Origin of the sequence: Pigmentiphaga sp. GD03639, assembly GCF_029845405.1 — a bacterium.
In the GTDB taxonomy this organism is placed as follows: domain Bacteria; phylum Pseudomonadota; class Gammaproteobacteria; order Burkholderiales; family Burkholderiaceae_B; genus Pigmentiphaga; species Pigmentiphaga daeguensis.
This window is the reverse complement of sequence record NZ_JAOCLR010000036.1, coordinates 17,245-43,011: the sequence shown is the minus strand read 5'-3', so window position 1 is coordinate 43,011 and position 25,767 is coordinate 17,245. Positions and strand designations below refer to the sequence as shown.

Genomic DNA, 25,767 nt, shown 5'->3' with positions numbered 1-25,767 from the left:
TGGCGCACTATCGGATCGCACACAACCGCAGGAATCGCAACACTTGAAGATCTGCATACACTATCAGGCATGCGGCCTCCACCGTCAAGGCGTATTGTGTGACAGGACTCGGCGGCTCCGGTGGCGGATATGCAATGATTCTTCCGAAACCGCCACTCCCCACCGTCCCCATGCTCCAGCCACAGGCTCTTCGCTACTTCGCCGAAGTCGTCCGCACAGGCTCCCTGCGCCGGGCGTCCGAGCTCTTTTTCGTTGCCCCCAGCGCCATCAGCCGCCAGATCGTGAACCTGGAGCAGGAACTGGGCGCGTCGCTGTTCGAGCGCTCGCCGCGCGGCATGCTGCCTACCGAGGCGGGGCGGATGCTGTTCGAGTTCGTCCGCGACAGCGACCATCGCATCGAACGCATTCGCTCGGATCTGCACGACCTGACCGATTTGCGGCGCGGCACGGTCCGGCTGGCGGTGATCGAGGCCGTGACCGGGGATTTCCTGCCGGCGCTGATGACGCGCTTCAGCGCCGAGTACCCGGGCATCGATTTCCACGTGGAGGTGTGCGGCACGCATCAGATCGCCGACCGGGTGGTGGGGGAATCGGCCGAGATCGGGCTGGCGTTCGACGTGCTGAGCCGCGAGGACCTGGTGCTGCAAGGGCGGCTGGCGCAGCCGTTGCAGGTGATTTGCCGCCCTTCGCATCCGCTGGCGCGCCGCAAGTCGTTGCGCATGGCGGATCTTGCCGGCGAACGGATGGTGTTGCCGGATGAGACCTTCGGCACCCGCTATCTGATCGACCACGCCGCCATGCGCGCCGGCGTTACGTTGTCCGTCCATTGCGTGGCCAATTCGCTGCAATTGCTCAAGACGCTGGTGGCGGGCTCGGATGTGATCTCGTGCATGCCGCCCCTGACGTTCGCACACGAAGAGGCCGCTGGGCTGCTGGCCGGGGTGCCGGTTTCGGACAAGTCGTGCCGGCAGGCCAGCCTGGACATCATCACGGCTCGTCACCACAAGCTATCGGCCGCGGCCAGGGCTTTTCTCGAGCCGTTGCTGGCGAAGTGCAAGGGGCGGTGATTCCGCCCAGGTGTTCTATTTTTCAGAACGCTGCCATCACTTGTTCCCCGCTTCCGTGGCACAGGCCTGACGCGTTTAATGAAAGTACTTTCATGGAACGCCTGGAGCCCGCGGCATGACTTTAGAGAAAATCCTGTCTCCCTATGACGGCAGTGTGGTGGGCGAAATGCCGGTTGCCGGTCCCGCCGACGTGGAGCAGGCCATCGTCCGGGCGCAGCGCGCCTTCGAGGTCATGCGCAAGCTGCCGCGCTTCGCGCGCGCCGACATCCTGTCGCGAGCGGCGGAATTGCTGAAGGTGCGCCGCGACGAGTTCGTGCGCACCATCGCCGCGGAGGCGGGCAAGCCATTGTTCGATGCGCGCGGCGAGGTGTCGCGGGCGATCTTCAACCTGACCAACGCGGCGGCGGAGGCCCGGCTCCAGCATGGCGACGAGGTGCCGCTGGACGCGGATGCCGGGGTGTTCGAGTACCAGACCACGGACGCCGATGGCCGCCCAGCTTCGCTGGCGGACCTGGACCACGCGGCGCTGGCGTCGATGCGCCGCCGTGTGGGAATCGCGCGTCGCTTCCCGATCGGCACCATCCTGGCCATCGCGCCCTTCAATTTCCCGCTGAATCTGGTGATGCACAAGGTCGCCCCGGCGATCGCGGTCGGCAACAGCGTGGTGCTCAAGCCGGCGCCGCAGACGCCGCTGACCGCGCTGCTGCTGCAAGAGCTGTTGGCCGACGCGGGGCTGCCCGCGGGCGCGCTGGAGGTCGTCCATTGTCCGGTGGACCTGGCCGAGGCCATGGTGCGCGACGAGCGCTTCGCGATGGTGACCTTCACCGGGAGCGCCAAGGTGGGCTGGCACATCAAGGCCATCGCCGGCCGCAAGAAGGTGGCGCTGGAGCTGGGCGGCAACGGCGCGGTGATCGTGGCCGAGGATGCCGACCTGGATCTGGCCGCCGCGCGCTGCGTGCGGGGCGGGGTGGTGTACGGCGGCCAGTACTGCATCGGGGTGCAGCGCATCCTGGTGCAGGAGTCGGTGGCCGATGTCTTCATCGAGAAGCTGGTCGCGAAGGTCGGGGCCTGCCGGGTGGGCAATCCAATGGAAGAGGGCGTCGACGTCGGTCCGGTGATCGACGAGAACTCGGCCAGGCGCATCCAGTCGTGGGTGGACGAGGCCGTGGCGCAGGGCGCGCGCGTGCTGGCGGGAGGTTCGCGCGAGCGTGCGGTGGTGATGCCGACGGTGCTGACAGACACGCGGCCCGGCATGAAGGTAGAGGACGAGGAGATTTTCGGGCCCGTCGTCACCGTGAATCGCTACCAGGATTTCGACCAGGCGGTGCATCGTGCCGCCGATTCTAAGTACGGATTGCAGGGCGGCATCTTCACGCAGGACCTGCGCCGTGCCTTCCGGGCGATCGAGGATTGGGAGGTCGGTGGCCTGATGATCAACGACGTGCCGATCTACCGCATCGACAACATGCCCTTCGGCGGGTGGAAGGAGTCGGGCACCGGCCGTGAAGGCACGCGCTACGCCATGGACGAGATGTCCGAGATCCGCCTGATGGTCATCAACTACGCCTGACTTTTCCTCTGCCGCACTGACGCCAGGAGCCTGCCCATGAAACGCTTGACCGTATTCTGCTGGATCGCTGCCTTTTCCCTGCTGTCGGGCGCCGCCCGCGCCGATACCTATCCCTCCAAGCCCATCAAGATGCTGGTGCCGTTCCCGGCAGGCGGCACGGTGGATTTCTTCGCCCGAACGGTCGGCCCGCGGCTGGCCGAGGCGCTGGGCCAGCCGGTGCTGATCGAGAACCGCTCGGGCGCGGGCGGCAATATCGCCGCCGAGGCGGTGGCCAAGTCGCCAGCCGACGGCTACACGCTGCTGATGGGGTCCGAGATCGTCTCGATCAACATCACGCTGTACGAGAAGCTGGGCTACGACCCGGTGAAGGACCTGGCGCCGGTGATCCTGGTCGGCACCGTGCCCAACATCCTGCTGGTCAGCCCTTCGCTGCCGGTCAAAACCACGCAGGAGCTGATCGCGTATGCCAAGTCGGGCAAGAAGATGTCGTACGCGTCCACGGGCCTGGGCACTTCCAGCCAGTTGTCGTCCGAGTTGTTCAAGTCGGTGGCGGGCATCGACGTGCTGCACGTCCCGTACAAGGGAGGGGCGCCGGCTATCGTGGACCTGGCCGGCGGCCAGGTCGAGATGATGTTCGTCAACATGCCCACCGGGCTGCCCATGGTCAAGGGCGGCAAGGTGCGCATCCTGGCGGTGACCAGCGCACAGCGCGCGCCGCAGGTACCGGACGTGCCCACCATCGCCGAGACCCTGCCGGGCTTCGAGACCGCGGCATGGTCCGCCATCTACGCGCCCGCCGGCACGCCCAAGGCGGTGATCGACAAGCTCAACGCGGCCATGGTGAAGATCCTGCAGATGCCCGACGTGAAGGCGGCGCTGGCCGAGCAGGGCGCCGTGCCGGCGGGCGGCACGCCCCAGGCCCTGGGCGATTTCACGAAGTCCGAGATCGTCAAATGGGAAAAGATCATCAAGGCGTCCGGCGCCAAGATATAGTCCGTCGATCCATTCCCGCCACGAGGTCCCGCATGTCCCAACCCTCCATTCGCATCGCCGTCGGCGACTACGACCGCACTCGTGCCCTGGTCGACGGCAGCGTCGGTGTCGAGGGCTTCGAGACCCGGTTCGCGACCGGCGACCTCGAGGCCATCTTCTCGCAGGCTTTCCAGACCGCCGAGTACGAGGTCACCGAGCTGTCGTTCAGCAACTTCCTGATCGCCAGCGTGCGAGGCGGCTGCCCCTATGTGGCCTTACCCATTTTCCCGTCGCGCTCGTTCCGCCACTCGGCCATCTACGTGCGGGCCGGCAGCGGTATCGCCACGCCGGCCGGCCTGGCGGGCAAGAGGATCGGCCTGCGCGAGTATTCCAACACGGTGGCGCTGGTCGCCCGCGGCATGCTGTCGGACGAATACGGCTTCGATCCGGGCAGTTGCGCGTGGTTTGCCGGCGACGTGGACCACGTGGAGCGGGACACGATCGACCCGCGCAACTGGCCCAAGGGGGTGAATATCCAGGCCGTGCGGGGTCGCACGCTGTCGTCGATGATGGAGGCCGGCCAGCTCGATGCGCTGATCGCCTACACGCCGCCGGCGATTTTCGGCCGCGCCGGCGTGGGCCGGCTGTTTCCCGACTGGCGCGACGTCGAAAAGGACTACTACGCGCGCACGCGGCGCTTTCCGATCATGCATGTGATCGCGCTGCGGCGCGACGTGGCCGAGGCGAACCCCGGCCTGCCCAAGGCGCTGCTGGCCGCATTCAACCAGGCCAAGCAGGTGGCGCAGGACCGCCTGGCCATCCACCAGGCGCTGCCCGTCATGCTGCCATGGATGCAGGCCGAGGCCGAGAGCACGCAGGCGCTGATGGGGCAGGACTTCTGGCCCTACGGTTTCGAGGCCAACCGCGACATGATCGAGACGCAGATCCGCTGGTCGCACGAGCAAGGGCTGATTCCGCGCCGGCCGGCCGCCGAGGAGCTGTTCCCGGGCTGGTAAGCCTGCGCCGGCTCGCATCCCCGCCCACCACTATTCGTTCCCCGCATACAGGGAATGACCGCCTTCTATTGGACGCCGGCCAATAGGAGCGCCTATCTTTCGTCTCCAACAGGCGGCGCATGCCGCCCCCAAAAGAATCCACCGAAGTGGAACAGGAGACGACATGAGCCGGAACCGGCGGCCGATACGCAGCGGCATGGGCCGCAGCACCCCCGAACGCATCTTCGTCCAGGGCCTGGACCTGGCCCGGGACATCATCGGTACCCTCAATTTCGGCGATATGGCGTACCTGGAGCTGACCGGACGCCTGCCCGATGCGCGGCAATCCCGAGTATTCAACGCCATTCTCGTCACCCTGGTCGAGCACGGCATGACGCCCATGTCCATCGTCGCGCGGCTGACCTACCTGGGGGCGCCGGAGTCCCTGCAGTCCGCGGTGGCCGCGGGGCTGTGCGGGATGGGAACCACTTTCGCCGGTACAGCCGAAGGCGCGGCACGGATGCTGGAATCCGCCTGGGCCGCTACGCCGGAGGGCTCGCCAGAAGAGCTTGCGCGCGGCGTGGTCGCGGATTTCCGGAACCGCAGGCAGTCCGTCCCGGGTATCGGCCACAACCTGCACAAACCCGTTGATCCGCGCACGGGCCGCCTGTTTCAGGTCGCGGCAGAAGAAGGTTATTCCGGACGGTATGTCGACCTGATGCGCGCCATCGGCCAGGAAGCCGAGGCGGTTTACGGCAAGAGCCTGCCCGTCAATGCCACCGGCGCCATCGGCGCGCTGTGCTGCGAGCTTGGGATCTCCTGGCGCGCGGCGCGCGGGATCGCGGTCATGGGCCGGGCAGTGGGGCTGGTCGGCCATCTGGTCGAGGAGCAGGCGCATCCGGTGGCCGCCGAGATCTGGCTGCGTACCGAGGAAGAGGCTGGCGAACATGACACGCCGCCCGCGGGCGGACGACAAGGAGGGTGACATGCGGCGACTATCGATGCGATGGCTGGCGGTTGCGGTGGCGGGCCTGGCCTGGTGGGGGCCGTCCACCGCGCATGCGGAGTGGCCCGACAAGCCCATCCGCTTCATCGTGCCTTATCCGGCGGGAGGCGGTACCGACATCGTGGCGCGCGCCGTCGGCAAAAGGATGGCGGAAAACCTGGGCCAGCCCGTCATCATCGAGAACCGGCCCGGGGCCAGCACCATCATCGGGACCGAGGCGGTGGCCCGGGCCGAGGGGGACGGCTACACGATCGGCCTGGTGACGGATTCCCACGCGTTGAACCCGATCTTCTTCGGGCAGAAGCTGTCCTACGACTCGGTCAAGGATTTCGCGCCGGTCAGCCAACTGGTCTTCGTGCCGTTCATCCTGGTGGCCAATCCCAAGGCGCAGGTTTCCACCGTGCACGAACTGATCGCCGCCGCCAAGGCGCGGCCCGGGAAGATCACCTATGCCTCTATCGGGAACGGCACCCCGCACTATCTCGCCATGGAGTGGGTGAAGGCGCTGGCCGACATCGATCTGACCCATGTTCCCTACAAGGGGGTCGCCCCGGCCTTGGCCGATGTGGTGGGCGGGCAGGTGGACGTGATGTTCACCGGCATGTCCTCGGGCGTGCCGCACGTGCGTTCGGGCCGGCTCAAGGGGCTGGCCGTCTCGGGCAAGGAGCGGTCGGCGATCGCGCCGGACATTCCCACGGTGGCCGAGTCGGGCCTGAAGGCGTTCTCTTTCATGACCTGGTACGGGGTGGTCGCGCCGGCATCCACGCCGCCAGCGATCGTGGGGCGCCTGAGCAGGGAGATCCGCAAGGCGCTCGAGAGCCCGGAGGTCAAGGAACAGTTCGTGAAGCTGGGCGTGGAGGGGGCTCCGTCCACGCCGGAGGAGTTCGGCGCTTTCCTGCAACGGGAGTCGGCGCACTACCAGCACATCATCAAGTTGACCGGCGCAAAGGGCGAATAGTGGAATTGACTCAGGAACAACGGCTGATCCGGGACACGGTCCATGCATTGGCGAGCGAACGGTTCGCGCCGGGCGCGGCGGCGGCCGACCGGCAGTATCGGCCTCCGCTCGACAACCTGAAGGTGCTGGCCGGGCATGGCTATACCGGCATTTTCCTGCCCGAGAGCTACGGCGGGACAGGCCTGGGGCTGCTGGAGACGGTGCTGGTGGTGGAGCAACTGGCGCGGTCCTGCGCCAACACGGCCATGCTGTATTCCTGCACCGACGGCGCGACGCCGCGCGCCATCCTGCACATCGGTTCCGAACCGCTCAGGCAGCGCTACCTGCCTGCCTTCGCCAAGGCGGAGCGGTATGCGGCCTGGAGCATGTCGGAAGCGAATGCGGGCTCCGACGTGGGCAATGTGCAGACCCGCGCCGTCGGCGATGGCCAGCATTACGTGATCAATGGCAGCAAGCTCTGGTGCACCGCCGCCCAGGTGGCGGACGTGTTCCTGGTGCTGGTGCGGCTGACCGACGAGCCCGGCATGAAGGGCGTGGGGGCGGTGCTGGTCGAGCGCGGCACGCCCGGGTTTTCGGTGGGCAAGCATCTGGATCTGCTGGGGCTGCGCGGGACGGGCATGGCCGAACTGGTCTTCCAGGACTGCCGCGTGCCGGCCGAGAACCTGCTCCTGCCGGCGGGACGCATGAAGGATTTGCTGCAGGTGCTGGACGCCGATCGCATCACCGGCAACCCGCCCATCTGCCTGGGGCTGGCCCAGGCGGCGCTGGGCCATGCCGTCCAGCATCTGAAGGACCGTGCGCAGTTCGGCCGCCCGCTTGCGGAGAACCAGGGATTGCAGTGGAAGCTGGCCGACATGGCGATGGATATCGAGGCGGCGCGCGCGCTGGTGTACGGGGCCGCGCAGGCCATCGACCAGGGGCGGCAGTCGGTGGCGCAGGTTTCCATCGCCAAGACCTATGCCAACGAGATGGCGGTGCGCGTGACCAACCAGGCCATGCAGCTTGCCGGCGCATACGGGCTGTCGGAGGAATATCCCTTCGAGCGCTACTTCCGCGACGCGCGCGGCATGTCCATCGGCTACGGAACGACCGAGATCCATAGAAATTCCATCGCGCGGGAACTGCTCAAGGGCAGCTACCTCGTCTGACGCCTGATGCGCGGGAGGACCATGATGTCAGAAGCAAAGACCACCATCGACGCCGGCGACGGGCGGGGTTTCGCCGCTTATGTCAGTCGGCCGGGGAAACCGAACGGCCATGCCGTGATCGTGCTGCAGGAGATATTCGGCGTGACCGACGCGATACGCGGCGTCGCCGATCGCTATGCGGCCGAAGGCTATCTCGCGCTGGCGCCCGATCTCTATTGGCGCATCGAGCCGGGCGTCGAGCTGAGCCATTCGAAGGCCGACATCGAGCGCGCGTTCCAGTATCTGGAGCGGTTCGACGAAGAGGCGGGCCTGGCCGACATCGGCAGGGTTGCCGCGCACATCCGCGCCATGCCGGGATTCCGGGGCCGCGTGGCGGTGGTGGGCCTGTGCCTGGGAGGAAAGCTGGCATTCCGCTGCGCCGCCAGACTGGAGGTCGATGCGGCGGCCGTGTTCTATGGCGTGGGGGTGGAGGACCATCTGGACGAGGCGGCCGCCTTGCGCTGCCCGGTGGTGCTGCACTACGGCGACCAGGACCGCTACGCGTCCGCCGAGGCCCAGGCCAGGATAGAAGCTGCGCTGCCGCCCACGGCAGGCGGAGGCTTTCACCGATACCCCGGGGTCGGCCACGGTTTCTATACGCGCGGCGAGCTGGCGGCGGCCGAGCTGGCCCACGAGCGGACCACGGCGTTCCTGCGGACCGCGTTGGGGGCAGGCAATCGATGAAAGTCCTTCAAGGGATCCGGGTGCTCGACCTGGGGAATTTCATTACCGCGCCGCTGGCCGGCATGTCGCTGGCCGAACTGGGGGCGGATGTCGTGAAGATCGAGCGGCCGGGCAGCGGCGACCCGTTCCGCGCATTCAAGGGGGGGCTCTACAGCCCCCAGTTCCAGGCGCACAACAGGAACAAGCGCAGCCTGGCGCTGGACTACACCCGACCCGAGGGGCGGGCCGTGCTGGACAAGCTGGTGGACGACGCCGACGTGCTGCTCCTGAACATGCGTCCGGGCGTGGAGGAGCGGCTGGGCCTGGGCGCCGAGCGTCTGCGTCGGCTCAATCCCCGCCTTGTTTATTGCGCCATCACGGGCTTCGGCGCCAGCGGCCCCTATGCCGGCCGGCCGGCCTACGACAACGTGGGGCAGGCGGTCTCGGGATGGCTGTCCATGTTCCACCGCGGCGAGGACCCGCGGGTGGCCGGCCCCGCGGTATCCGATGCGGTGACGGGCATCTACGCCTGCCTCGGGATCCTGGGCGCCCTGGTGGAGCGGGCATCGACCGGCCTGGGGCGCAAGGTCGAGGTCAACATGCTCGAAGCCATGATCGCCATGGCTTGCGAGCCGCTGGGTTCGATGCTGGCAACCGGCCAGACGCCCACGCTGTATGGGCGGGCGGCCATGTCGCAGTCATACATCCTGACCTGCCGGGACGGGCGCCGCATCGCCCTGCATCTTTCGTCGCCCGACAAGTTCTGGCGCGGCCTGGTCCAGGCGATCGACCGCCCGGATCTGCTCGCGGCCTATCCGGCGCGCCACGACCGCGTGGAACGCTACGACGAACTGGCGCGCACGCTGGCCGAGGTGTTCGCCCAGCGGGAGCGGGAGTACTGGCTGCCCCGGCTCGAGGCCCATGACGTTCCGTTCACCCCGGAGCGGACGTTGGACGAACTGGACGAGGATCCGCAGGTGCGTCACCTGGGCGTCTTCTACACGCAGCAGCATCCGCGCCACGGCACGTTGCGCGCCGCGCATCGCGCGATCCGTTACGACGGCGACCACGACAGCAATTTCCTGCCTCCGCCCGACCTGGGCGAGCACACGGAAGAAGTCTTGCGGGAGGCCGGTTTTTCCGAAGCCGCCATGAGCGAGCTCAGGCAGGCCCGAATCATCTGACGCGGATCTTTCCGCATGAAGGGGATGGCGATGAAGTTGACACGCTTCACGGGAACGCTGTGCGCGCTGGGCCTGGCGGTTGCCGCCGGCCAGGCGGGAGCGGCCGGGTGGCCGGATCGGCCGGTACGCATCGTCGTCTCGTCGGGGGCGGGCGGAACCGCCGACATCGTCGCCCGCCTGCTCGCGCAGAAACTGGAGGCGGCCTTGGGCCAGCCGTTCGTCGTCGAGAACAAGCCGGGGGCGGGCGGACATGTGGGCGCGGCCCAGGTGGCCCGCTCGCCGGCGGACGGCTACGTCTGGCTGATGAGCGGCAGCCCGACGCACTCGGTCGGGCCGCACCTGTACAAGAACCTTCCGTATGACCCGATGCGCGACGTGCCGCCCGCCGCCATGGTCGCCATTGCGCCGAACCTGCTGGTCGTCAATCGCGAGCTACCCGTGCGATCGGTGGCGGAACTCGTCGCGCTGGCGCGCGAGAAGCCCGGCGAGCTGACCTACTCGTCGGCCGGCAACGGCACGTCGGGACATCTGGCGGGGGCCTTGTTGCAGAGCATGGCCGGGATTCGCCTCAAACACGTTCCATACAAGACCGGTCCGGACGCGGTGACAAGTGTCATCGCCGGCGATGTCTCCATGACCTTCTTTACCGTGCCCGCGGTGATGAAGCAGGTGCAGGCGGGCCGGTTGCGGGCGTTGGCCGTGACATCGAGCGCGCGCACCCCGCTCGCTCCCGATTTGCCCACGGTGGCCGAGGCAGGCTATCCGGGATTCGATGTGCTGGGCTGGTACGCCTTGTTCGCGCCCAAGGATACGCCCGCGCAGATCGTCGACCGCTTGAGCGCGCAGGTCGAGCGTATCCTGGCCCAGGCCGACGTGCGCGAAAGACTCCAACAACTCGGCGCGGAACCGCACTACCTCGATGCCAACGACCTGACCGCTTACATCGCGGTCGAATCACCGAAGTGGAAGACGCTGATCGAAGCATCGGGCGCACGGGTGGACTGATGGCCGAAAACAGTCAGATCGAGCGCATCGTGCGCTGGGACGTGTTCGTCCGCAGCCTTGCCTATGGACGCGAGGTCCGCTGGAGCGACATGACCGAGGCGGCCGCGCAGTTCGTGATCCTGCGCATCGAGACCGAGTCCGGCGCGGCGGGGGCGGCCGAGGTCGTCGTCAAGCCGACGTGGGTCGGCGCCACGGCAGCCAGTCTCGTCGCCACGCTGCGCGAGGTGTTCGAGCCCTTGGTCCGGCAAACGGGATTGTCGGGGCCGGGGCAACTACGCGGGGTGCTTGAATCCATCCCGGGCAACACCGTCGCCAAGGCCTTGATCGACAACGCATGCTGGGACTGGGACGCGTCCCGCCGGGGCCAGCCATTGTGGCGGCTGTGGCAAGGGCGGTCCGAGGTCGAAGTGTCCTGGGCTGTCACCCGGCAGGCCCCTGAAGTCATGGCGCGCGAGGCCGCCGACATGGTGGAGGCCCATGGCTTTCGGACCCTGAAGATCAAGGGCGGGCAGGGGCTGCATCTGGACCGGGCCAGCCTGGCGGCGGTACGCCGGGCACTGGGCGATGCCACGCGCCTGTATGTGGATGCCAATGGCGCCTATCCGTTCGAAGAAGCCGCGGACTACGTGCGAGCCATGGCGCAGGAAGGCGTGGAGGTCGTGGAAGATCCTTCGCCTTTGTCCCCGGATGGCGCGTTCCAGGCCCTGCAACGGGATGCGGGCCTGCCGCTGCTGGTCGATTTCGGGATGACCTCGACGCGAGACGCCCGGCTTTTCCTGGAGCGCGGCGCCGGCATCCTGAGCGCGAAGCCGGGGCGCTTCGGCCTTTCCGATGCGCAGGCCATGCGCGATCTTGCCGCCCGGGCACGGGCCGGCACGGTGGCGGGCCTCATGGGCGAGAGCGCCATGGGCACGTGGAGCGGCCTGCAATTCGCCGCGACGCTGCCGGCCGGCTCGCTACCCGCCGAACTGAGCTGGTTCCTGGCCATGCGGGAGCAGTACGTCGGGCACGTGCCGGCGATCGTCGACGGCATGGTGGCCCTGCCCGAGACCCCCTCCGTTGCCGAACTCGTGGACTGGGAAAGCATGAAAGATTTCAAGGTGCCGTCATGAGCAATGTCCGAATGGGCAGGCACGCCATCGCCTATGACGAACTGGTCGTGGGCGAGCGTTACGAGGGAAGCGCCCGAACGTTGACGCAGACCGATCTTTCCCTGGCCTGCATGTTGAGCGGAGACTGGCACCCCATTCACGCCGACGTCGAGTTCTGCCGTGCGGCAGGCATGCCGGGGCCGATGTTCCAGGGCCCCTACGGCATCCTGCTGGCCATGGGCATGGCGACGCAACTGCCTGTATTCGCGGATCCTGTCGTCGGCGCGACCGGCCTGGCGCAGTGGCGATACCGGCGGCCGTTGCGGGTGGGGGACACGGTGCATGTCAGGGCGACGATCAATGGCAAGCGGGTGACATCCGACGGACAGCGAGCCATCGTCGACAGACGCTTCGAACTGCTCGGCCCGGACGGGGAGTCGTTCCAGGAAGGGTATGGAGGAACCATGCTGCGGCTCTCATCCAGGGGGGAACAATCATGATTCTCGGCGACATCGTCGACCACAACGCGCGCTGCCTGCGCGATCATCCGGCCTTTCTTTTCGAAGGCCGCGTCATCACGCACGGAGAGTTCGGGCAAAGGGTGAGACGGCTCGGCAATGCGTTGCTCGCCCAGGGCCTGGCGCGCGGCGACCGCATTGCGATCCTGGCCCAGAATTGTCCCGAATACATGGAGATGTACTGTGTGGCGGGCATGTGCGGGTTCATCGCGGTCGGGATGAATTACCGGCTGTCGGCGGCGGACCAGGTTGCCATCCTGCGTGATTGCGCTCCCGCCCTGCTGGTCTATGACCCGGAGTACGAGGACCGGGTGCGGGAGTTGTGCACCGCCTTGCCTGCGCAGGTCCGGACCATGAAGCTGGGCGGCGATGCGGGCGATTCGGGCTACGAGGCGGCCATCGCCCGCGCGGACGCCGTGCCGCCGCCGATGCGCGCCCGGGACGACGACACCGTTTTCCTGATCTATACCAGCGGCACCACTGGAACCGCCAAGGGTGTCATGCTGGGCAACGCCGGCCAGGTGGAGCAGGCCCGCATGCTGGCGCTGTCGCACGGCGCGCAGCCCACTGACCGCATGCTCATCGTCATGCCCGCCTATCACATAGGGGGTACCACCGAGCTGCTCAGCTACCTGATCTGCGGTGCGACGATCGTACTGCACCGCCGGTTCGACGCGCGGGAGATCCTGGACAGCATGGCGCGCCATCGCGTGACGGCCGCCCACTTCGCGCCGATCATGATCCAGGCCCTGCTGGACGAGCAGGAAAGGCAGGCCGTGGACCTGTCCAGCCTGAAGACGATCTGCTATGCCTCCGCGCCGATGTCGGTGGCGCTGTCCCGGCGGGCGCATCGCGCGCTTGGCCGGATTTTCATGCAGGTCTATGGGATGACCGAGCACGGGCCCGGCACCGCTCTCCTGAAGCACCAGCACGAACCGGAGGGGGACTCGGCCCAGGCCGCCCGCATGGCGTCGGCAGGCCAGCCGATCCCCGGCGTGGAAATCAGGATCCTGGACGAGCAGGGCCGGGAACTGGAACAGGGGCGAATCGGCGAAATCGCCATGCGCTCGGCCGCCATCATGCAGGGCTATTGGGGCAAGCCGGCGGAGACCGCGGCGGCGCTGGACGGCGGGTGGATGAAGACGGGCGATCTGGGCTATTTCGACGAGGACCACTACCTGTTCATCGTCGATCGCAAGAAAGACATGATCATCTCCGGGGGCGAGAACATCTATTCGCGGGAAGTGGAGGAGGCGTTGCTGCTTCATCCCGCGGTCCTGGAAGCAGCGGTGATCGGCGTGCCCGATGAGAAGTGGGGGGAGTCGGTGAAGGCATTCGTCGCCCTGAAGGCGGGCGGGCAGGCCGACGAGCGCACGCTGATCGAACACTGCCGCCAGAGGCTGGCCAGCTACAAGAAGCCGCGCAGCATCGAATTCATGGCTGCGCTGCCGCGCCTGCCCAGCACGAACAAGATAGACAAGAAGGCATTGCGCGCGCCGTACTGGGCAAACAAGGCCAGGCAAGTCGCCTGAGCAGACAGACCAAAAGGAGACGAGCATGAACCTACGCAGGATTCTCGCCGGCGTTGCCGCGCTGGCATGGTTGGCGGCAGCCGGAGCGGCGCACGGCGAGGCGTTTCCCGCCAGGATGGTGCGCATCGTCGTACCCTTCACCGCCGGCGGCCTGGCGGATGTCGTGGCGCGTGGAATCGCCCAGGAGTTGACGAGCCGCTGGTCGCAGCCCGTCATCGTCGAGAACAAGCCCGGGGCCAATACCATCATCGCCGCCGAACACGTGGCCCGTGCGGCGCCGGATGGCTACACGCTGCTGATGGCCAACGACCCGACGCTCTCCTCCAATCAATATCTCTATCGCAAGCTTTCCTACGATCCGGTCAAGGATTTCGTGCCGGTGGTCAATCTCGTACAGACGCGGGAGATTCTGCTGGCGAGCAGGAAGTCAGGTCTGGCGAGCGTGGAGGCGCTCGTGGCGCGCGCGAAGGCGCGTCCCGGAGAGGTGACCTACGGCTCGTATGGCGTGGGAAGCAAGGCTCAACTCGATGCCGAGGCCTTTTCGTCGCTGGCGGGCATCCGGATGAATCACGTTCCCTACAAGGGCGTCGCCGACGTCATGGCCGCCCTGGTGGGCGGCCAGATCGACGTGGCGTGGGTAGGCGTGCCGCCATCCATTCCCATGGTCCAGGGGGACAAGGTCAGGCTGCTGGCGGTTGCGGCGCCGAGGCGGATCACCGCCTTTCCTGCCGCGCCGACGTTCGCGGAGCTGGGGTTTCCGGAGATGGTCTCGCAAGCCTGGTTCGGCCTGGTTGCGCCCAGGGACACGCCGGACGCCATCGTGGGCAGGATCGCCGCCGACGTGTCGGCCGTCGTCTCGCAGCCGGCTTTCCTGGACAAGTACGTGACGGGCGTCGGGCTCGAGCCGTTGAACCAGGGGCCCGAGGAGTTCGGGCGTTTCCTGGTCCGGGACCGGGCGGAGTACGAGGCCAGCATCCGCAATGCCAAGGTGAAGCTGGACTAGCCGGAGAAGAACGATGGATTTCGAGCTGGAACCGGAATTGCGCATGCTGCGCGACGCCGTGCGCCGTTTCGTGGAAAACGAGTTGTTGCCGCTGGAAGGTCGTTACGCCAATGAGCATGACATTCCCGACGATGTCCGGCTGCGGTTGCAGGACAAGGCGAAGGAATTGGGCTTCTGGGCTTTCGATCTGCCGGAGGAGGCGGGCGGAGGGGGCGTCGGCGTTGTCGGCATGTGTGTCGTGTTCGAGGAACTGGCCCGGTGCAACGTCCCTTCGTTCCGTGCCCCCACGGTTCTGACGCCCTATCTGGGGCCGGTATTGTTCCGTGGCAGCCAGAAGCAGAAGGAAACGTACCTGCTGCCCGTCGCCCGGGGCGAGAAGCGCACCTGTTTTGCGCTGACCGAAGCGGGGGCCGGGTCCGATCCGGCCGGCATGCGGACGACCGCGATCGCCGACGGCGATCACTTCGTCATCAACGGCGCCAAGGTCTTCATCACCGGCGCCGACAAGGCGGATTTCGCGCAGGTGTTCGCGCGCACCATCAAGGATGGACAGGAGCTGGGTGTCAGCTGTTTTCTGGTCGACCGAGGCACGCCGGGGATGCGCTTGGGCCAGAGCTTCGAGCTGATGTCGCCGGACCGGCCATGGGAACTGCTGTTCGACAATGTTCGGGTTCCGGCGGACAGCATGGTGGGCGTGGCCGGGCAGGGCTGGGAGCTGGCGCGGGAATTTCTCGACATGGGCCGCCTCATCCACGGCCCGAAGGCGCTGGGGCGCGCGCAGCGGGCCCTGGACATGGCGATCGCCTACGCCAACGAACGCTGTACGTTCGGACAGCCCCTGGCCCGGCGCCAGGCCATCCAGTGGATGATCGCCGATTCCATGGTGGAGCTCCATGCGGCCAGATCCATGGTGCTGCACGCCGCGTGGAAGGCGGACCGCGGACTGGACTATCATCTCGAGGCGTCCGCGGTGAAGCTCTACGCGGACGAAATGTTGATACGCGTCGTCGACCGGGCCATCCAGATCCACGGCGGCGTGGGGGTGTCTCGCGAATTGCCGCTGGAACTCATGTATCGAGATGCGCGCAGCCGCACCATTACCGAAGGTTCTTCCGAAATGCAGCGGATGATCATTGCGTCGGGGGCGCTGTCCGGCCGGTACGGAACCAATCGCTTCGAAACTTGAACAGGCAGTAGGCATTGCCGCCGGCGACCGATCGCATTCCACGGAGGGCGGCAATGAACATCGAGAGCATCGATCTGAATCTGTTGGTGGCTTTCGACGCAATGATGCAGGAGCGCAACGTCACGCGGGCCGGATTGCGCGTAGGCCTGTCCCAGCCTTCGATGAGCCATGCCCTGACCCGCTTGCGCCATCTGTGCGGCGATCCGCTGTTCGTTCGGGTGAAGACGGGAATGGAGCCCACGCCGTTCGCGCAGCGTATCGCTCCCAGCGTGCGGGCCGGGCTGGCCATCATGCGCGCGGGACTGGAGGAAGCCGTGGCGTTCGATCCGGCGCGGTCGGAGCGGATTTTCCAGATACTGCTGAGCGACATCGGCGAAGTGGTCTACCTGCCTCGCCTGATGCAGCACCTGAAGAGCGTGGCGCCGGGCGTCGGGCTGCGCATACTGCAATTGCCGCGCGAAAGCTACCGCGAAGCGCTCGAATGCGGGGACGCCGACCTCGCGGTGGGTTTCCTGCCCGGATTGAGTGCGGGGTTCTACCAGCAGCGTCTGTTCAGCGACCGCCATGTCTGCCTGCTGAGGTCGGATCACCCGCGCATCGGCGCATCGCTCGGCCTCCAGAGCTTCAGCGAGGAATTTCATATCATGATCGAGCCGGCGGGGACGCGGTATAGCCGCGCCTCCCTGCATTCCTCGACCACGACGCTGATCGAGCAGTACCTGGAGAAGAGCGGGTTGCGCCGCCACATCGCGTTGCGTGTGCCGCATTTCACCATCGTGCCCGAGATCCTGGCCGCTACCGAACTGCTGGTGGTCATCCCCGGTACCGTGGCGCGTCTCATGATGCCCTGGCGTCACGTCAAGATGCTGCCGTTGCCTTTCGAGGTGCCGGAATTCGAGGTCAAGCAGTTCTGGCATGAACGCAGCCACCAGGATGCCGGCACTCGCTGGCTGCGCGGCGTCTTCGCGGACTTGTTCCTGGAGCAGGGCGCGCAATTGCGGACGGCAGGCTAGCTCGGAAGCCGTAGTCGTTGCTGGAGGCGGTGGATGCCATCGCCGCCGTCGACGGGGTGGACATGCTGTTCATCGGCACCAACGATCTCTGCGCGGAACTGGGTATCCCCGGGCAACTGGACCATCCGCTGATTCGCCAGGCCTATGCCGCATGCATGCGTGCCTGCGAGGTGAATGGCAAGCACCTGGGCATAGGCGGACTGAACGCGCACCCCGCGCTCGCGGCCGAGTTCGTCGAGCTGGGTGCCCGCTACGTATCGACGGGTACGGACCTGTCGTTCCTGGCCACAGGGGCGGCGTCCAGGGCCAGGCAGATGCGCGAGCGTTTTTCCGCGCCTCCTCACACTTGAAGACGGCCCATGGCCCCGGCCTGGCCGCCGTCGCTGGCGCTTCTAGAACCCCAGCGCCACCGCCAGCCCCCCGCCCACCACGCCGATCCCGACCACGCCCGCCACCAGCACGGCCAGTTCCACCGGCCTGAACGACTTCGCCACCATCGCCAGCGAGGGCAGGCTGATGGGCGGCAGGGTCATGATCAGCGCGGCGGCGGGGCCTGCGGCCATGCCCAGCGACAGCATCGCCTGCACGATGGGAACTTCGCCGGCGGTGGGGATGACGAACAGCATGCCGGCCACGGCCAGGCCGACGATCCAGAGCACGCTGTTGTCCACGCCGGCGCCGACTTCCGGGAACAGCCAGGCGCGCGCGGCGCCCAGCAGCAGGACCAGCACGATGTATTCGGGCAGCAGGCGCAGCGTCATGCGGGCCAGGATGCGCATCCAGCGCCGGAATACGTTCGGGTCTTCCGGGCCCGTCTCGCCCGCGGCCTGCATGGCTTGCATCTGCGCGACGTCGAAGGTGCCGGTGCGGCCCTGGCTCATGCGGTTGAGCAGCCAGCCCAGGCCCAGCACCATCACGAGGCCCAGTCCCAGGCGCAGCCCCATCCAGTGCCAGCCCAGCACGAAGCCCATGAAGATCAGCGTGGCGGGGTTGAGCACCGTGTTGCCCAGCCAGAACGCGGCGGCGCTGCCGGGCGCCGCCTGGCATTTGCGCAGGCCGGCCACGACCGGCGCGGCGCAGCAGGTGCACATCATGCCGGGCAGCGAAAGCAGGCCGCCGGCCACGACGCTGCCCAGGCCGGTGCCGCCCAGCAGGCGCAATATCCATGCGCGCGGCAGCAGGGCCTGCACGCCCGATCCCAGCAACAGGCCCAGCACCATGGCCTTCCAGATGGCCAGGCCGTAGGCCACTGCATAGTCCAGCGCCGCCTGCATCGATGGCGCGGGCGGGGCGGACTGCCCGCCCATCAGGATGGACCGGCCGATGGAGTGCGTGTCGGCCGCGACGAAGGCGCGGTCGTAATAGGGCGACCATTTCACGTAGAACAGGCCGGCGATCGCTATCAGCGCGAACACCGCGATGGCCCAGGCGGGGTGGGGGGCGGAGCGTGGGGAGGCGTGGGTACTCATGAAGGGCTGCGCAAGGTGCCGTCGTTGGCGAGGAGGCACCATTTTAGTGGCTGCGCAGGCCTTTTCTTTCGCGGTGCCACGATTCCCGGCCGAGCTGGCGGCCTACCGTTTTTACAAATAGTCATCTGAACTGCAACTATTGACATTTGGCGCGAACCGATGCAGTCCGGCAGACAAAATCACTTACAATCGCCGGTCATGCGAGCCCGGTGGCGTTTCCGCCATGCCCGGCCCGCAAGCCGTTCCAGCCCGTGATCGCATGGGCTTTTTTATTGGGCGCGGCAGCCCACGCGTAGGAAGCGCGATCAGATGATGACCGTATTGGGATGTATCGTCGACAGCCACAATCCCTGGCTGGTGTTACTTGCCGTCCTGATCGGTTGCGCGGGGTCCTGGGTGGCCATCCGCCTGTTTCTGCGCGCCGCGCGTACGGCCGGCGTCCAGCGCCTGGGCTGGAACGTGTTGACGGTCGTGGCGGCCGGCTCGGCGATCTGGTGCATGCATTTCGTGGCGATGATCGGCTTCGATCCCGGGGTGCCCATCGCGTTCGATCCTACGGTGACCGTGCTGTCGCTGCTGGCCGCCATCGTCGGCGCGGTGCCCGGCTTCGCGCTGGCGAGCAGCCGCCGGTGGCGGTTCGCGCCCGCCCTGGGCGGGGCCGCGGTGGGGCTGGCCATCGTCCTGATGCACTATACCGGCATGATGGCCTATCGGGTCCAGGGCATCGTGTCCTGGCACATGGGCTATCTCGCGGCGTCCATCGCGATCGCCGTCGTATTCTCCGGCCTGGCCCTGCACCTGGTCGTCAGCGATGACCGGCCCGCGTACCGCTATGCCGGCGGCTGCCTGTTGGGACTGGGCATCGCCGGCCTGCATTTCACGGGCATGACGGCTTTCCAGGTGTCCCCCATGTTGGTGGAGGGGGTGTTTTCCCAGCCGCAGGCGCTGCAGGCACTGGCCCTGGCGGTTACCGGCGTGGCGCTGGTCATCGCGGCGGCGGGCGTGGCCAGTTATCTGATCGACGACAGCGTGCGTTCCGAGTCGCTGGAGCAATTGCGCCACATGGCGATGACGGACAGCCTGACGAACCTGCCCAACCGCAGCAGTTTCAACGAGCGCCTGGACAACGAGCTCTATCTTGCCGATCAGATGGGCGGCAAGGTGGCGCTGGTGGGTATCGACCTCAACCGCTTCAAGGAAATCAACGACCTGCACGGCCATGCCGCGGGAGACAGGGTCCTGGTGATCCTTGCCCAGCGCATGAGAAGCCTGCTGCAGGAAGGCGAATTCGTCGCGCGGCTGGGCGGAGACGAGTTCGTCGCCATCCACCGCCTGCGCGAGGGCAGCCTGCTCGACTTCCTGTCGCGGCTGGAAACCTCGCTGTTCGCCCCGATCCAGGTCGACGACTGGGAAGCGGTGCCGGGCGCCAGCCTGGGAGTGGCCATCTATCCGGACGACGCCCGCGACAAGAGCATGCTGATCGGCAACACCGACCTGGCGATGTACCGGGCCAAGTCGGACATGCTGAAGAACGTCTGCTTCTACGAACCGTCGATGGACGAGGCGGTGCGCGCCCGGCGCACCCTGGCCAGCGAGCTGCGCGAGGCGCTCGAGAGCGGCCAGCTCGACATTCACTACCAGGTGCAGACCTCTGTCGAGACGCGCGAGATCCGCGGCTACGAGGCGCTGCTTCGCTGGCAGCATCCCCGGCGCGGCTACGTTCCGCCCGCCGAGTTCATTCCGCTGGCCGAGGAGAACGGCCTCATCCTGCAGCTGGGAGAATGGGTGCTCAGGCATGCATGCGCCCGGGCCGTGTCCTGGGATCCGCCCTACAAGGTCGCGGTCAACCTGTCGCGCGCACAGTTCGCCCATTCGGACCTGCCGGCGCTCATCCAGGACGTGCTGGCGGACACCGGACTACCGCCGGCGCGGCTGGAACTCGAGCTGACCGAGTCCACGCTGTTCGCCGACCGCGAACGTTCGCTGCGCATGCTGCGCGAGATCAAGGCCCTGGGCGTGAGTATCGCGCTGGACGATTTCGGCACCGGCTATTCCTCGCTCGAGACGCTGCGCGCCTTCCCGTTCGACAAGATCAAGCTGGACTGCTCGTTCGTCAGCGAGGTGGAGTCCAGCCCGCAGGCGCGGGCCATCGTGCGCGCGGTCCTGGCCCTGGGCAAGAGCCTGGACATTCCCGTGCTGGCCGAAGGCATCGAGACCCAGGGGCAATTGTCGCTGCTGCGCAAGGAAGGCTGCGACGAAGCGCAGGGTTATCTGCTCGGCCGTCCTGCGCCGCTGGGCCAGATCGTCGACAGCGGCCAGATATCCCTGGCCGCCGTGGCTGATAAGCTGGTGCATCCTTAGGAAAGCACGGACCGACCGGACAGCGGACGGCGGCGCCCGGCGGTTGAGGGTATCCTTGCGGCAGGCCAGGCAGCGCGCCGTGGCGGCTCGAATCAAGGCAAGGGGACACAATTGGCAGGGCAACGCATCGGCAACTGGTATTTCGGCTGGACCATCGTGGCGGCGGCCACGGTGCTGACGCTGCTGACCGTCGGCATGCGCATGGGTATCGGCCCGTTCTTCCTTCCCATCACCGAAGACCTGGGCTTCAGCCGCAGCATGCTGGCCGGCATGGTCGCGATCGGCATGCTGTGCTATGGCCTGGCCATGCCGCTGGCCGGCTATCTCGTGGCCGCGCGCGGCACGCGCTTCGTGTTGCTGACCGGCATGGCGGTGGTCGTGGCTTCGTCCATCGCCACGGTACTGGCACGTCATCCGCTGGCGTTCTTCCTGGCGTTCGGGGTGGGGCAGTCGGTGGGGCTGGGGCTGACCAGTCCGGTGGCGCTCACGCCCATCCTGACCCGCTGGTTCACGCGACAGCGCGGCATGGCGCTGTTTTTTCTTTCCACCGGATCGATGGCCGGCATCGCGCTGATGACGCCGGTGTTCACGTCGTTCATCGCCTGGCTGGGCTGGCGCGCGACCATGCTGGTCTTCGCGGCGGCCTTCGCCCTGTTCACGGTGCCTGCCGCGCTGCTGATCTTCCGCGACAATGCGCCGCCCGAAGCGGACCTGCGTCCCGAGGACCTGGCGGCGCGCGCCGCTGCCAGGTCCTCGCACCCCGGGCCGGCCGCCGCCACCTTGCGCGTGGGCGATGCGCTGCGCTCCGCGCCTTTCTGGCAGATCGCGCTGGGCCTTTTCGCCTGTGGCTTCAGCATGAACCTGCTGGGGTCGCACGGCGTGCCCATGCTGATGGACCACGGCTTCGATGCGATGACCAGCGCGCTGGGCATCGGCCTGATCGGCGCGGTGGCCGTGTTCAGCACACTGGTGCTGGGACGCCTGGCCGACGTGCTGCCCAGGCGCGACATCCTGGCCACCATCTATCTCGTGCGCGGCCTGGGGTTCTTCGCGCTGGTCGTGGTGGGCACGCACTGGGAGCTGTATACCGCCGCCACGCTGGGCGGCATCGTCTGGTCGGGCAGCATCGCCCTGTCGTCGGCCTTGCTGGCCGATGTCTACGGCGTGAAGCTGGTGGGCATCCTGTACGGCTGGGCCTATCTGGGACACCAGTTCGGCGGCATGATCAGTTCGTGGCTGGGAGGCTGGGGCTACGAGACCTTCGGCACGCACTGGGTGTCGTTCGGCGCGGCCGGCACGCTGCTGGTGGCGGCCGCGCTGCTGTCCATGCGCCTGCCCCGGCGCGCGACGCTGATGGTGCCGCGCGCCACGCCGGCGAGCTGACTCGCCGGGCGGCTGGCGGCGTCAGTTCACCGAGACGTTGAACTCCTTGATCAGTTTTTCCCATTCGCCGGCCTCGCGCTTCATCGACTGCCCGAAGGCTTCGGAGCTTTCGAAGGCCGGCTCCAGTCCCTGGTCGCGCAGCCACTTCGTCACGTCGGCCTCTTTCAGGATGGCCTGGACGTCGGTGCGTATCCGGTCGACGATGGGCCTGGGCGTGCCGGCGGGCGCCAGGATGCCGAACCAGCCCCCCGCGCGCAGTCGGGGGAAGCCCAGCTCGATGAAGGTGGGGACGTCGGTCAGGACCCGGGACCGCTTGGGTGCCAGTACGGCCAGGGCGCGCACACGGCCGTCGCGGATATGCGGAAGGGCGGTACCCACCGAGTTGAAGCTGGCTTCCACGTGGCCGCCCATCATGTCGGTCAGGGACAGCGCCTCGCCCTTGTAGGGCACCGGCAGTACGTCGATGCCGGCGCCCTGGCCCATGATCAGGCTGTAGAAGTGGAAGCTCGAACCGTTGCCGAAGTTGCCGACCCCCAGGGGCTTGCCGCGCGTCTTCACGCCTTCGACCAGTTGTGCGAACGTCTTGTAGGGCGAGTCCGAGCGCACGACCAGCACGGTCTCGGTATCGACGAGCTGCACGACGGGCGCGAAGTCGTTGATGGGATCGTAGGGCGTCTCGGGGTAGAGCAGTTTCACCATGCCGTGCGAGACGAAGGTCGACAGCAGCGTATAGCCGTCCGGCGCGGCGCGCGCGACGATTTCGGCGCCGATGCGGGTCGTGCCGCCGGGACGGTTCTCGATCACCACCGGCTGCTTCCACTTCTTGCTCAGATGCTCGGCCAGGAGCCGCGTGATGCGGTCGGGGCTGCTGCCGGGCGGGCCGGGCAGCACGATGCGCACGGATTTTTCCGGCCAGGACTGGGCGGCCGCGGTCGCGCTGGCGGCGGCGAGGGCGCATGCCCACAGCAGAGGGAACAGGCGGGGCTTCATTCGGGTGTCTCCTTGTCGGGGTGTCTTGTACGTATCGGGGAAGCCGGGGGAAAGCAGGGACCGGACAGGCCTCATGCGGGCGCGGCGGCAGTCTCCAGCGCGGGCATGACCTGTTCGGCGAACAGGCGGGTCGAGTGCAGGGATTCGTCGCGGCTCAGGTCGCCGAAGGCCAGGCGGCAGACGAAATAGTTGATGCCGGCCTGGGCCGACTGGTCGGCGATCCAGTCGCGCACCTGGTCGGGGGTGCCGGCAATGCCCAGGCCGGCGCGCTGGGCGTCGTCGAACTCGTCCGGGAAGGCCAGCGTCTGGGGGCGGGTGCCGTGCTTGACCCACAGATGCATCAGGTGGCCGTGCCAGCGCCGGTAGGCGCGCCGGGCCGCGTCCCGCGCCTCGGCCTCGGTATCGGCCACGACCACGTGCCGGCTCATGCCCATGAACGGAATGGCGCTGGCGTCGTGGCCCAGTTCCGCCCAATGCCTGCGGTACTGGTCGGTGATGGCGCGCACCTGGGCGGCCAGTCCGTTGCAGACGATGTTGATGCGCTGGGCGGCGGTCCACTGGGTGGAAGCCGGCGTGCCCGCGCCGTACCAGATCGGCGGGGTGGGGCGCTGCACGCATTGCAGTTCGACCGGTACCTTGCGCAGGTCGAAGTGCTTGCCCTGGAAATCGACGACGGACCCGGTCAGCCCCTGCATGATGATCTGGTAGGACTCGTGGTAGATGTCCTGGGCCTGGGCCGGATCGACGCCGTAGTAGCCCAGCTCGTAGGGCGAGATGCCGCGTCCGAAACCGACCTCCAGGCGGCCGCCGCTCATCTGGTCGAGCATGCAGATTTCTTCCAGCACCCGCAGCGGGTGGTGCATGCCCAATGTGTAGACCAGCGGTCCGAAGCGCAGGCGGCGCGTGCGCTGGGCGACGGCCGACAGGTAGACGCCGGGCGAGGGCGAGATGCCCAGCGGCGTGGAATGATGCTCGGCCACGTGGTAGGCGTGGAAGCCGGCGCGGTCGTAGGCCTGCACCAGCGCGAGCCGGTCCTCGTACTGCTGGGCCAGGGAGACCGTGCCGCGGTCCATGTGGTCGAAGACGGCGAATTTCATGGGCTGCTCTTGCTAGGGAAGTGAAGGGAAACGGGGCGGGCGTTCAGGCTGCGCTGAACAGGCCGCTCTTGTAGAGCAGGGACAGGTCGTCCTTCTGGGCGAGGGCGACGATTTCCCCGATGTAGATGGTGTGTGTGCCGCAGTCGATGGCCTGGGCCACGCGGCATTCGAAGGCCGCGAGCGCCTGGCGCAGCAGGGGCGCGCCGGTGCTGCCCGATGTCCAGTCGCCGGTGCGGAAGCGGTCTTCCGGCGCGCCGGCCGGCGCGGCGAAGGCCTGGGCGATGTCGCCCTGGTCCTGGCTGAGATAGCTCACGCCGAAATGGCCGGCAAGGCGGATGTGGTCGTGCGCGCGCACGCGCTTGTTCACGCAGACCAGCAGTTGCGGCGGTTCGGCGCTGACGCTGCAGACGGCGGTCGCGGTCAGGCCCCGGCGTTCGCCCTGGTGGGCCGCGCCGACGATGGCGACCGCGCTGGGGACGCGGCGCATGGCCGCCTTGAACGAGTCCGCGCTCGGAATCATGCCGATTCGTCTCTTTAATTCAATAATATTGAATTGTTTGATATAGTTTAATTAATCGTAGGGGCAGGCGGCCAGGCTGTCAAGGTGCCCCTGGGTACAATGCGGCACTCTTCCGGCTTCGTGCCCCTGCTCGCGTATCGGCTCCATGACATCAAGCAAGACGGCTAGCGCACCCGTGCCGGGCCCCGGACCGCGCGGCATCCAGTCCATCGAGATCGGCTACCGCATCCTGGTCGCGATCCAGATGGGGCCGGGCGCCGTGGCCCTGAAGGTCGTTGCCGCCCGGGCCGGCATCGCGCCCAGCGCGGCGCACAACTACCTGGCCAGCTTCGTGCGCACCGGCATGGTCAAGAGCGATGGCCGCGGCCTGTACCGGCTGGGTCCCAGCCTGGCCGCGCTCGGCATGACCGCCGCCCGCGACGTCGACCATTTCGAACTGGTGCGCGAGGCGGCCGTCGCGCTGAGCGAGGAAACCGGCCTGGGCGTGGCGGTGGTCATCTGGAGCAACGGGCCCGTCATCCTGGTCAATCAGTCGGCGGTGCGCGGCCGGGTGTTCGAATTGCGTAATGGTCCCGTGGAGATGCTGCACACGGCGGCCGGCCACGTGTTCGCGGCGTATCTGCCGGCCGAAGCGGTGCTGCCCGTGCTCAAGCGGGAGCTGGAGGCGGACGGGCTGGCGCCCACGGCGCAAGATGCCCAGGCCCGGCTGGCGGCCATACGCGCGGCGGTGTTGGAGCGGGGATATTCGGTGGTGGAACTGCGGGCCTTGCCCACCTATCTGGCCGTCAGCGTCCCGGTCTGGAACGTGCATGCCGAGGTGGCCTATGGCTTGACGATCACGTCGCCCATGGCCTTGCTGGATACGAGCGCCGACAGCGCGCAGGTTCGCGCGCTCAGGGAAAAGGGCCGGGCCTTGTCACGCCTGCTGGGCGCGCCGGCCGGTCTTTGGGCCGGGTGAATGCGCGTGCCGGGGGCTCGCCCCGGCACGGTTCACGCG

The 25,767-nt window shown here is 67.4% G+C and carries 24 protein-coding genes; 20 read left to right on the top strand and 4 right to left on the bottom strand.

Going from position 1 to position 25,767, the window contains the following annotated elements:
- The first annotated feature begins 134 nt into the window (after positions 1–134).
- The 17 genes from N5K27_RS25370 (at position 135) to N5K27_RS25290 (ending at position 17,300) form a co-directional block, all read left to right on the top strand.
- A complete protein-coding gene (locus N5K27_RS25370) occupies positions 135–1,067 on the top strand; it encodes a LysR family transcriptional regulator (protein WP_087836836.1) in 933 nt (310 codons plus the stop codon).
- A 115-nt stretch (positions 1,068–1,182) separates the two neighbouring features.
- A complete protein-coding gene (locus tag N5K27_RS25365) occupies positions 1,183–2,637 on the top strand; it encodes an aldehyde dehydrogenase family protein (protein ID WP_087836837.1) in 1,455 nt (484 codons plus the stop codon).
- A 36-nt stretch (positions 2,638–2,673) separates the two neighbouring features.
- Positions 2,674–3,630: a tripartite tricarboxylate transporter substrate binding protein gene (locus N5K27_RS25360; protein WP_087836838.1), complete on the top strand. Its 957-nt coding sequence runs from the start codon at positions 2,674–2,676 to the stop codon at positions 3,628–3,630.
- Between the two features lie 32 nt (positions 3,631–3,662).
- A complete protein-coding gene (locus tag N5K27_RS25355; RefSeq protein ID WP_087836839.1) occupies positions 3,663–4,625 on the top strand; it encodes an ABC transporter substrate-binding protein in 963 nt (320 codons plus the stop codon).
- Between the two features lie 163 nt (positions 4,626–4,788).
- Positions 4,789–5,589, top strand: coding sequence for a citryl-CoA lyase (locus N5K27_RS25350; RefSeq protein WP_087836840.1), 801 nt, complete (start codon positions 4,789–4,791; stop codon positions 5,587–5,589).
- A 1-nt stretch (position 5,590) separates the two neighbouring features.
- Entirely contained in the window at positions 5,591–6,568 is a 978-nt protein-coding gene (locus N5K27_RS25345; RefSeq protein WP_165963369.1) for a tripartite tricarboxylate transporter substrate binding protein, read from the top strand.
- 5 nt (positions 6,569–6,573) lie between these two features.
- On the top strand, positions 6,574–7,716 hold the full coding sequence (locus tag N5K27_RS25340) for an acyl-CoA dehydrogenase family protein (RefSeq protein ID WP_279820070.1): 1,143 nt from the start codon (positions 6,574–6,576) through the stop codon (positions 7,714–7,716).
- A 21-nt stretch (positions 7,717–7,737) separates the two neighbouring features.
- A complete protein-coding gene (locus N5K27_RS25335; RefSeq protein WP_165963371.1) occupies positions 7,738–8,439 on the top strand; it encodes a dienelactone hydrolase family protein in 702 nt (233 codons plus the stop codon).
- The gene (locus tag N5K27_RS25330; RefSeq protein ID WP_279820067.1) at positions 8,436–9,602 is read left to right on the top strand and encodes a CaiB/BaiF CoA-transferase family protein; all 1,167 of its coding nucleotides are present in this window, start codon (positions 8,436–8,438) and stop codon (positions 9,600–9,602) included. The genes N5K27_RS25335 and N5K27_RS25330 overlap by 4 nt, the downstream gene beginning before the upstream one ends.
- 30 nt (positions 9,603–9,632) lie before the next feature.
- Positions 9,633–10,607: a tripartite tricarboxylate transporter substrate binding protein gene (locus N5K27_RS25325; RefSeq protein ID WP_279820064.1), complete on the top strand. Its 975-nt coding sequence runs from the start codon at positions 9,633–9,635 to the stop codon at positions 10,605–10,607.
- Entirely contained in the window at positions 10,607–11,719 is a 1,113-nt protein-coding gene (locus N5K27_RS25320) for an enolase C-terminal domain-like protein (RefSeq protein WP_279820062.1), read from the top strand. The genes N5K27_RS25325 and N5K27_RS25320 overlap by 1 nt, the downstream gene beginning before the upstream one ends.
- Positions 11,716–12,198, top strand: coding sequence for a MaoC/PaaZ C-terminal domain-containing protein (locus N5K27_RS25315; RefSeq protein WP_087836846.1), 483 nt, complete (start codon positions 11,716–11,718; stop codon positions 12,196–12,198). Before N5K27_RS25320 ends, N5K27_RS25315 begins: the two co-directional genes overlap by 4 nt.
- Complete coding sequence (locus N5K27_RS25310; protein WP_279820059.1) at positions 12,195–13,748, top strand: long-chain-fatty-acid--CoA ligase; 1,554 nt, start codon at positions 12,195–12,197, stop codon at positions 13,746–13,748. The genes N5K27_RS25315 and N5K27_RS25310 overlap by 4 nt, the downstream gene beginning before the upstream one ends.
- Before the next feature lie 25 nt (positions 13,749–13,773).
- Positions 13,774–14,751, top strand: coding sequence for a tripartite tricarboxylate transporter substrate binding protein (locus N5K27_RS25305; RefSeq protein ID WP_087836848.1), 978 nt, complete (start codon positions 13,774–13,776; stop codon positions 14,749–14,751).
- A gap of 13 nt (positions 14,752–14,764) precedes the next feature.
- Positions 14,765–15,937: an acyl-CoA dehydrogenase family protein gene (locus tag N5K27_RS25300; protein WP_279820057.1), complete on the top strand. Its 1,173-nt coding sequence runs from the start codon at positions 14,765–14,767 to the stop codon at positions 15,935–15,937.
- A gap of 53 nt (positions 15,938–15,990) precedes the next feature.
- Positions 15,991–16,950, top strand: coding sequence for a LysR family transcriptional regulator (locus N5K27_RS25295; RefSeq protein ID WP_279820054.1), 960 nt, complete (start codon positions 15,991–15,993; stop codon positions 16,948–16,950).
- 29 nt (positions 16,951–16,979) lie between these two features.
- Positions 16,980–17,300 (top strand): aldolase/citrate lyase family protein, encoded by a 321-nt coding sequence (locus N5K27_RS25290; protein ID WP_279820053.1) that lies wholly within the window; start codon positions 16,980–16,982, stop codon positions 17,298–17,300.
- Between the two features lie 42 nt (positions 17,301–17,342).
- On the opposite strand, the gene N5K27_RS25285 is transcribed toward N5K27_RS25290, so the two are convergent.
- Positions 17,343–18,419 carry a permease gene (locus N5K27_RS25285; protein ID WP_087836852.1) on the bottom strand — a complete coding sequence of 359 codons (1,077 nt, stop codon included), beginning with the start codon at positions 18,417–18,419 and terminating at the stop codon, positions 17,343–17,345.
- Positions 18,420–18,728: 309 nt separating this feature from the next.
- Between N5K27_RS25285 and N5K27_RS25280 the strand changes: the two genes are divergently transcribed.
- Both N5K27_RS25280 and N5K27_RS25275 read left to right on the top strand, forming a co-directional pair.
- The gene (locus N5K27_RS25280) at positions 18,729–20,780 is read left to right on the top strand and encodes a bifunctional diguanylate cyclase/phosphodiesterase (RefSeq protein WP_279820051.1); all 2,052 of its coding nucleotides are present in this window, start codon (positions 18,729–18,731) and stop codon (positions 20,778–20,780) included.
- Positions 20,781–20,891: 111 nt separating this feature from the next.
- Complete coding sequence (locus N5K27_RS25275) at positions 20,892–22,163, top strand: MFS transporter (RefSeq protein ID WP_279820048.1); 1,272 nt, start codon at positions 20,892–20,894, stop codon at positions 22,161–22,163.
- Between the two features lie 21 nt (positions 22,164–22,184).
- Here the strand turns inward: N5K27_RS25275 and N5K27_RS25270 are convergent, their stop codons facing one another.
- The 3 genes from N5K27_RS25270 to N5K27_RS25260 all read right to left on the bottom strand — a co-directional run bounded on the left by N5K27_RS25270 (position 22,185) and on the right by N5K27_RS25260 (position 24,770).
- Positions 22,185–23,153, bottom strand: a complete 969-nt coding sequence (locus N5K27_RS25270; protein WP_279820046.1) for a tripartite tricarboxylate transporter substrate binding protein — start codon at positions 23,151–23,153, stop codon at positions 22,185–22,187.
- Positions 23,154–23,224: 71 nt separating this feature from the next.
- Positions 23,225–24,250 (bottom strand): LLM class flavin-dependent oxidoreductase, encoded by a 1,026-nt coding sequence (locus tag N5K27_RS25265; RefSeq protein WP_279820044.1) that lies wholly within the window; start codon positions 24,248–24,250, stop codon positions 23,225–23,227.
- 43 nt (positions 24,251–24,293) lie between these two features.
- Positions 24,294–24,770, bottom strand: a complete 477-nt coding sequence (locus N5K27_RS25260) for a flavin reductase family protein (protein ID WP_087836856.1) — start codon at positions 24,768–24,770, stop codon at positions 24,294–24,296.
- A gap of 145 nt (positions 24,771–24,915) precedes the next feature.
- On the opposite strand from N5K27_RS25260, the gene N5K27_RS25255 reads away from it, so the two are divergent.
- A complete protein-coding gene (locus tag N5K27_RS25255; protein ID WP_087836857.1) occupies positions 24,916–25,728 on the top strand; it encodes a helix-turn-helix domain-containing protein in 813 nt (270 codons plus the stop codon).
- The last annotated feature ends 39 nt before the right edge of the window (positions 25,729–25,767 follow it).

Coding starts and splice junctions, on each gene's coding strand:
- N5K27_RS25325 (WP_279820064.1), top strand. CDS start 9,633: ATGAAGTTGACACGCTTCACGGGAACGCTGTGCGCGCTGGGCCTGGCG.
- N5K27_RS25335 (WP_165963371.1), top strand. CDS start 7,738: ATGATGTCAGAAGCAAAGACCACCATCGACGCCGGCGACGGGCGGGGT.
- N5K27_RS25360 (WP_087836838.1), top strand. CDS start 2,674: ATGAAACGCTTGACCGTATTCTGCTGGATCGCTGCCTTTTCCCTGCTG.
- N5K27_RS25255 (WP_087836857.1), top strand. CDS start 24,916: ATGACATCAAGCAAGACGGCTAGCGCACCCGTGCCGGGCCCCGGACCG.
- N5K27_RS25280 (WP_279820051.1), top strand. CDS start 18,729: ATGATGACCGTATTGGGATGTATCGTCGACAGCCACAATCCCTGGCTG.
- N5K27_RS25265 (WP_279820044.1), bottom strand. CDS start 24,250: ATGAAATTCGCCGTCTTCGACCACATGGACCGCGGCACGGTCTCCCTG.
- N5K27_RS25270 (WP_279820046.1), bottom strand. CDS start 23,153: ATGAAGCCCCGCCTGTTCCCTCTGCTGTGGGCATGCGCCCTCGCCGCC.
- N5K27_RS25365 (WP_087836837.1), top strand. CDS start 1,183: ATGACTTTAGAGAAAATCCTGTCTCCCTATGACGGCAGTGTGGTGGGC.
- N5K27_RS25295 (WP_279820054.1), top strand. CDS start 15,991: ATGAACATCGAGAGCATCGATCTGAATCTGTTGGTGGCTTTCGACGCA.
- N5K27_RS25350 (WP_087836840.1), top strand. CDS start 4,789: ATGAGCCGGAACCGGCGGCCGATACGCAGCGGCATGGGCCGCAGCACC.
- N5K27_RS25305 (WP_087836848.1), top strand. CDS start 13,774: ATGAACCTACGCAGGATTCTCGCCGGCGTTGCCGCGCTGGCATGGTTG.
- N5K27_RS25330 (WP_279820067.1), top strand. CDS start 8,436: ATGAAAGTCCTTCAAGGGATCCGGGTGCTCGACCTGGGGAATTTCATT.
- N5K27_RS25310 (WP_279820059.1), top strand. CDS start 12,195: ATGATTCTCGGCGACATCGTCGACCACAACGCGCGCTGCCTGCGCGAT.
- N5K27_RS25260 (WP_087836856.1), bottom strand. CDS start 24,770: ATGATTCCGAGCGCGGACTCGTTCAAGGCGGCCATGCGCCGCGTCCCC.
- N5K27_RS25355 (WP_087836839.1), top strand. CDS start 3,663: ATGTCCCAACCCTCCATTCGCATCGCCGTCGGCGACTACGACCGCACT.
- N5K27_RS25315 (WP_087836846.1), top strand. CDS start 11,716: ATGAGCAATGTCCGAATGGGCAGGCACGCCATCGCCTATGACGAACTG.
- N5K27_RS25300 (WP_279820057.1), top strand. CDS start 14,765: ATGGATTTCGAGCTGGAACCGGAATTGCGCATGCTGCGCGACGCCGTG.
- N5K27_RS25345 (WP_165963369.1), top strand. CDS start 5,591: ATGCGGCGACTATCGATGCGATGGCTGGCGGTTGCGGTGGCGGGCCTG.
- N5K27_RS25285 (WP_087836852.1), bottom strand. CDS start 18,419: ATGAGTACCCACGCCTCCCCACGCTCCGCCCCCCACCCCGCCTGGGCC.
- N5K27_RS25370 (WP_087836836.1), top strand. CDS start 135: ATGATTCTTCCGAAACCGCCACTCCCCACCGTCCCCATGCTCCAGCCA.
- N5K27_RS25320 (WP_279820062.1), top strand. CDS start 10,607: ATGGCCGAAAACAGTCAGATCGAGCGCATCGTGCGCTGGGACGTGTTC.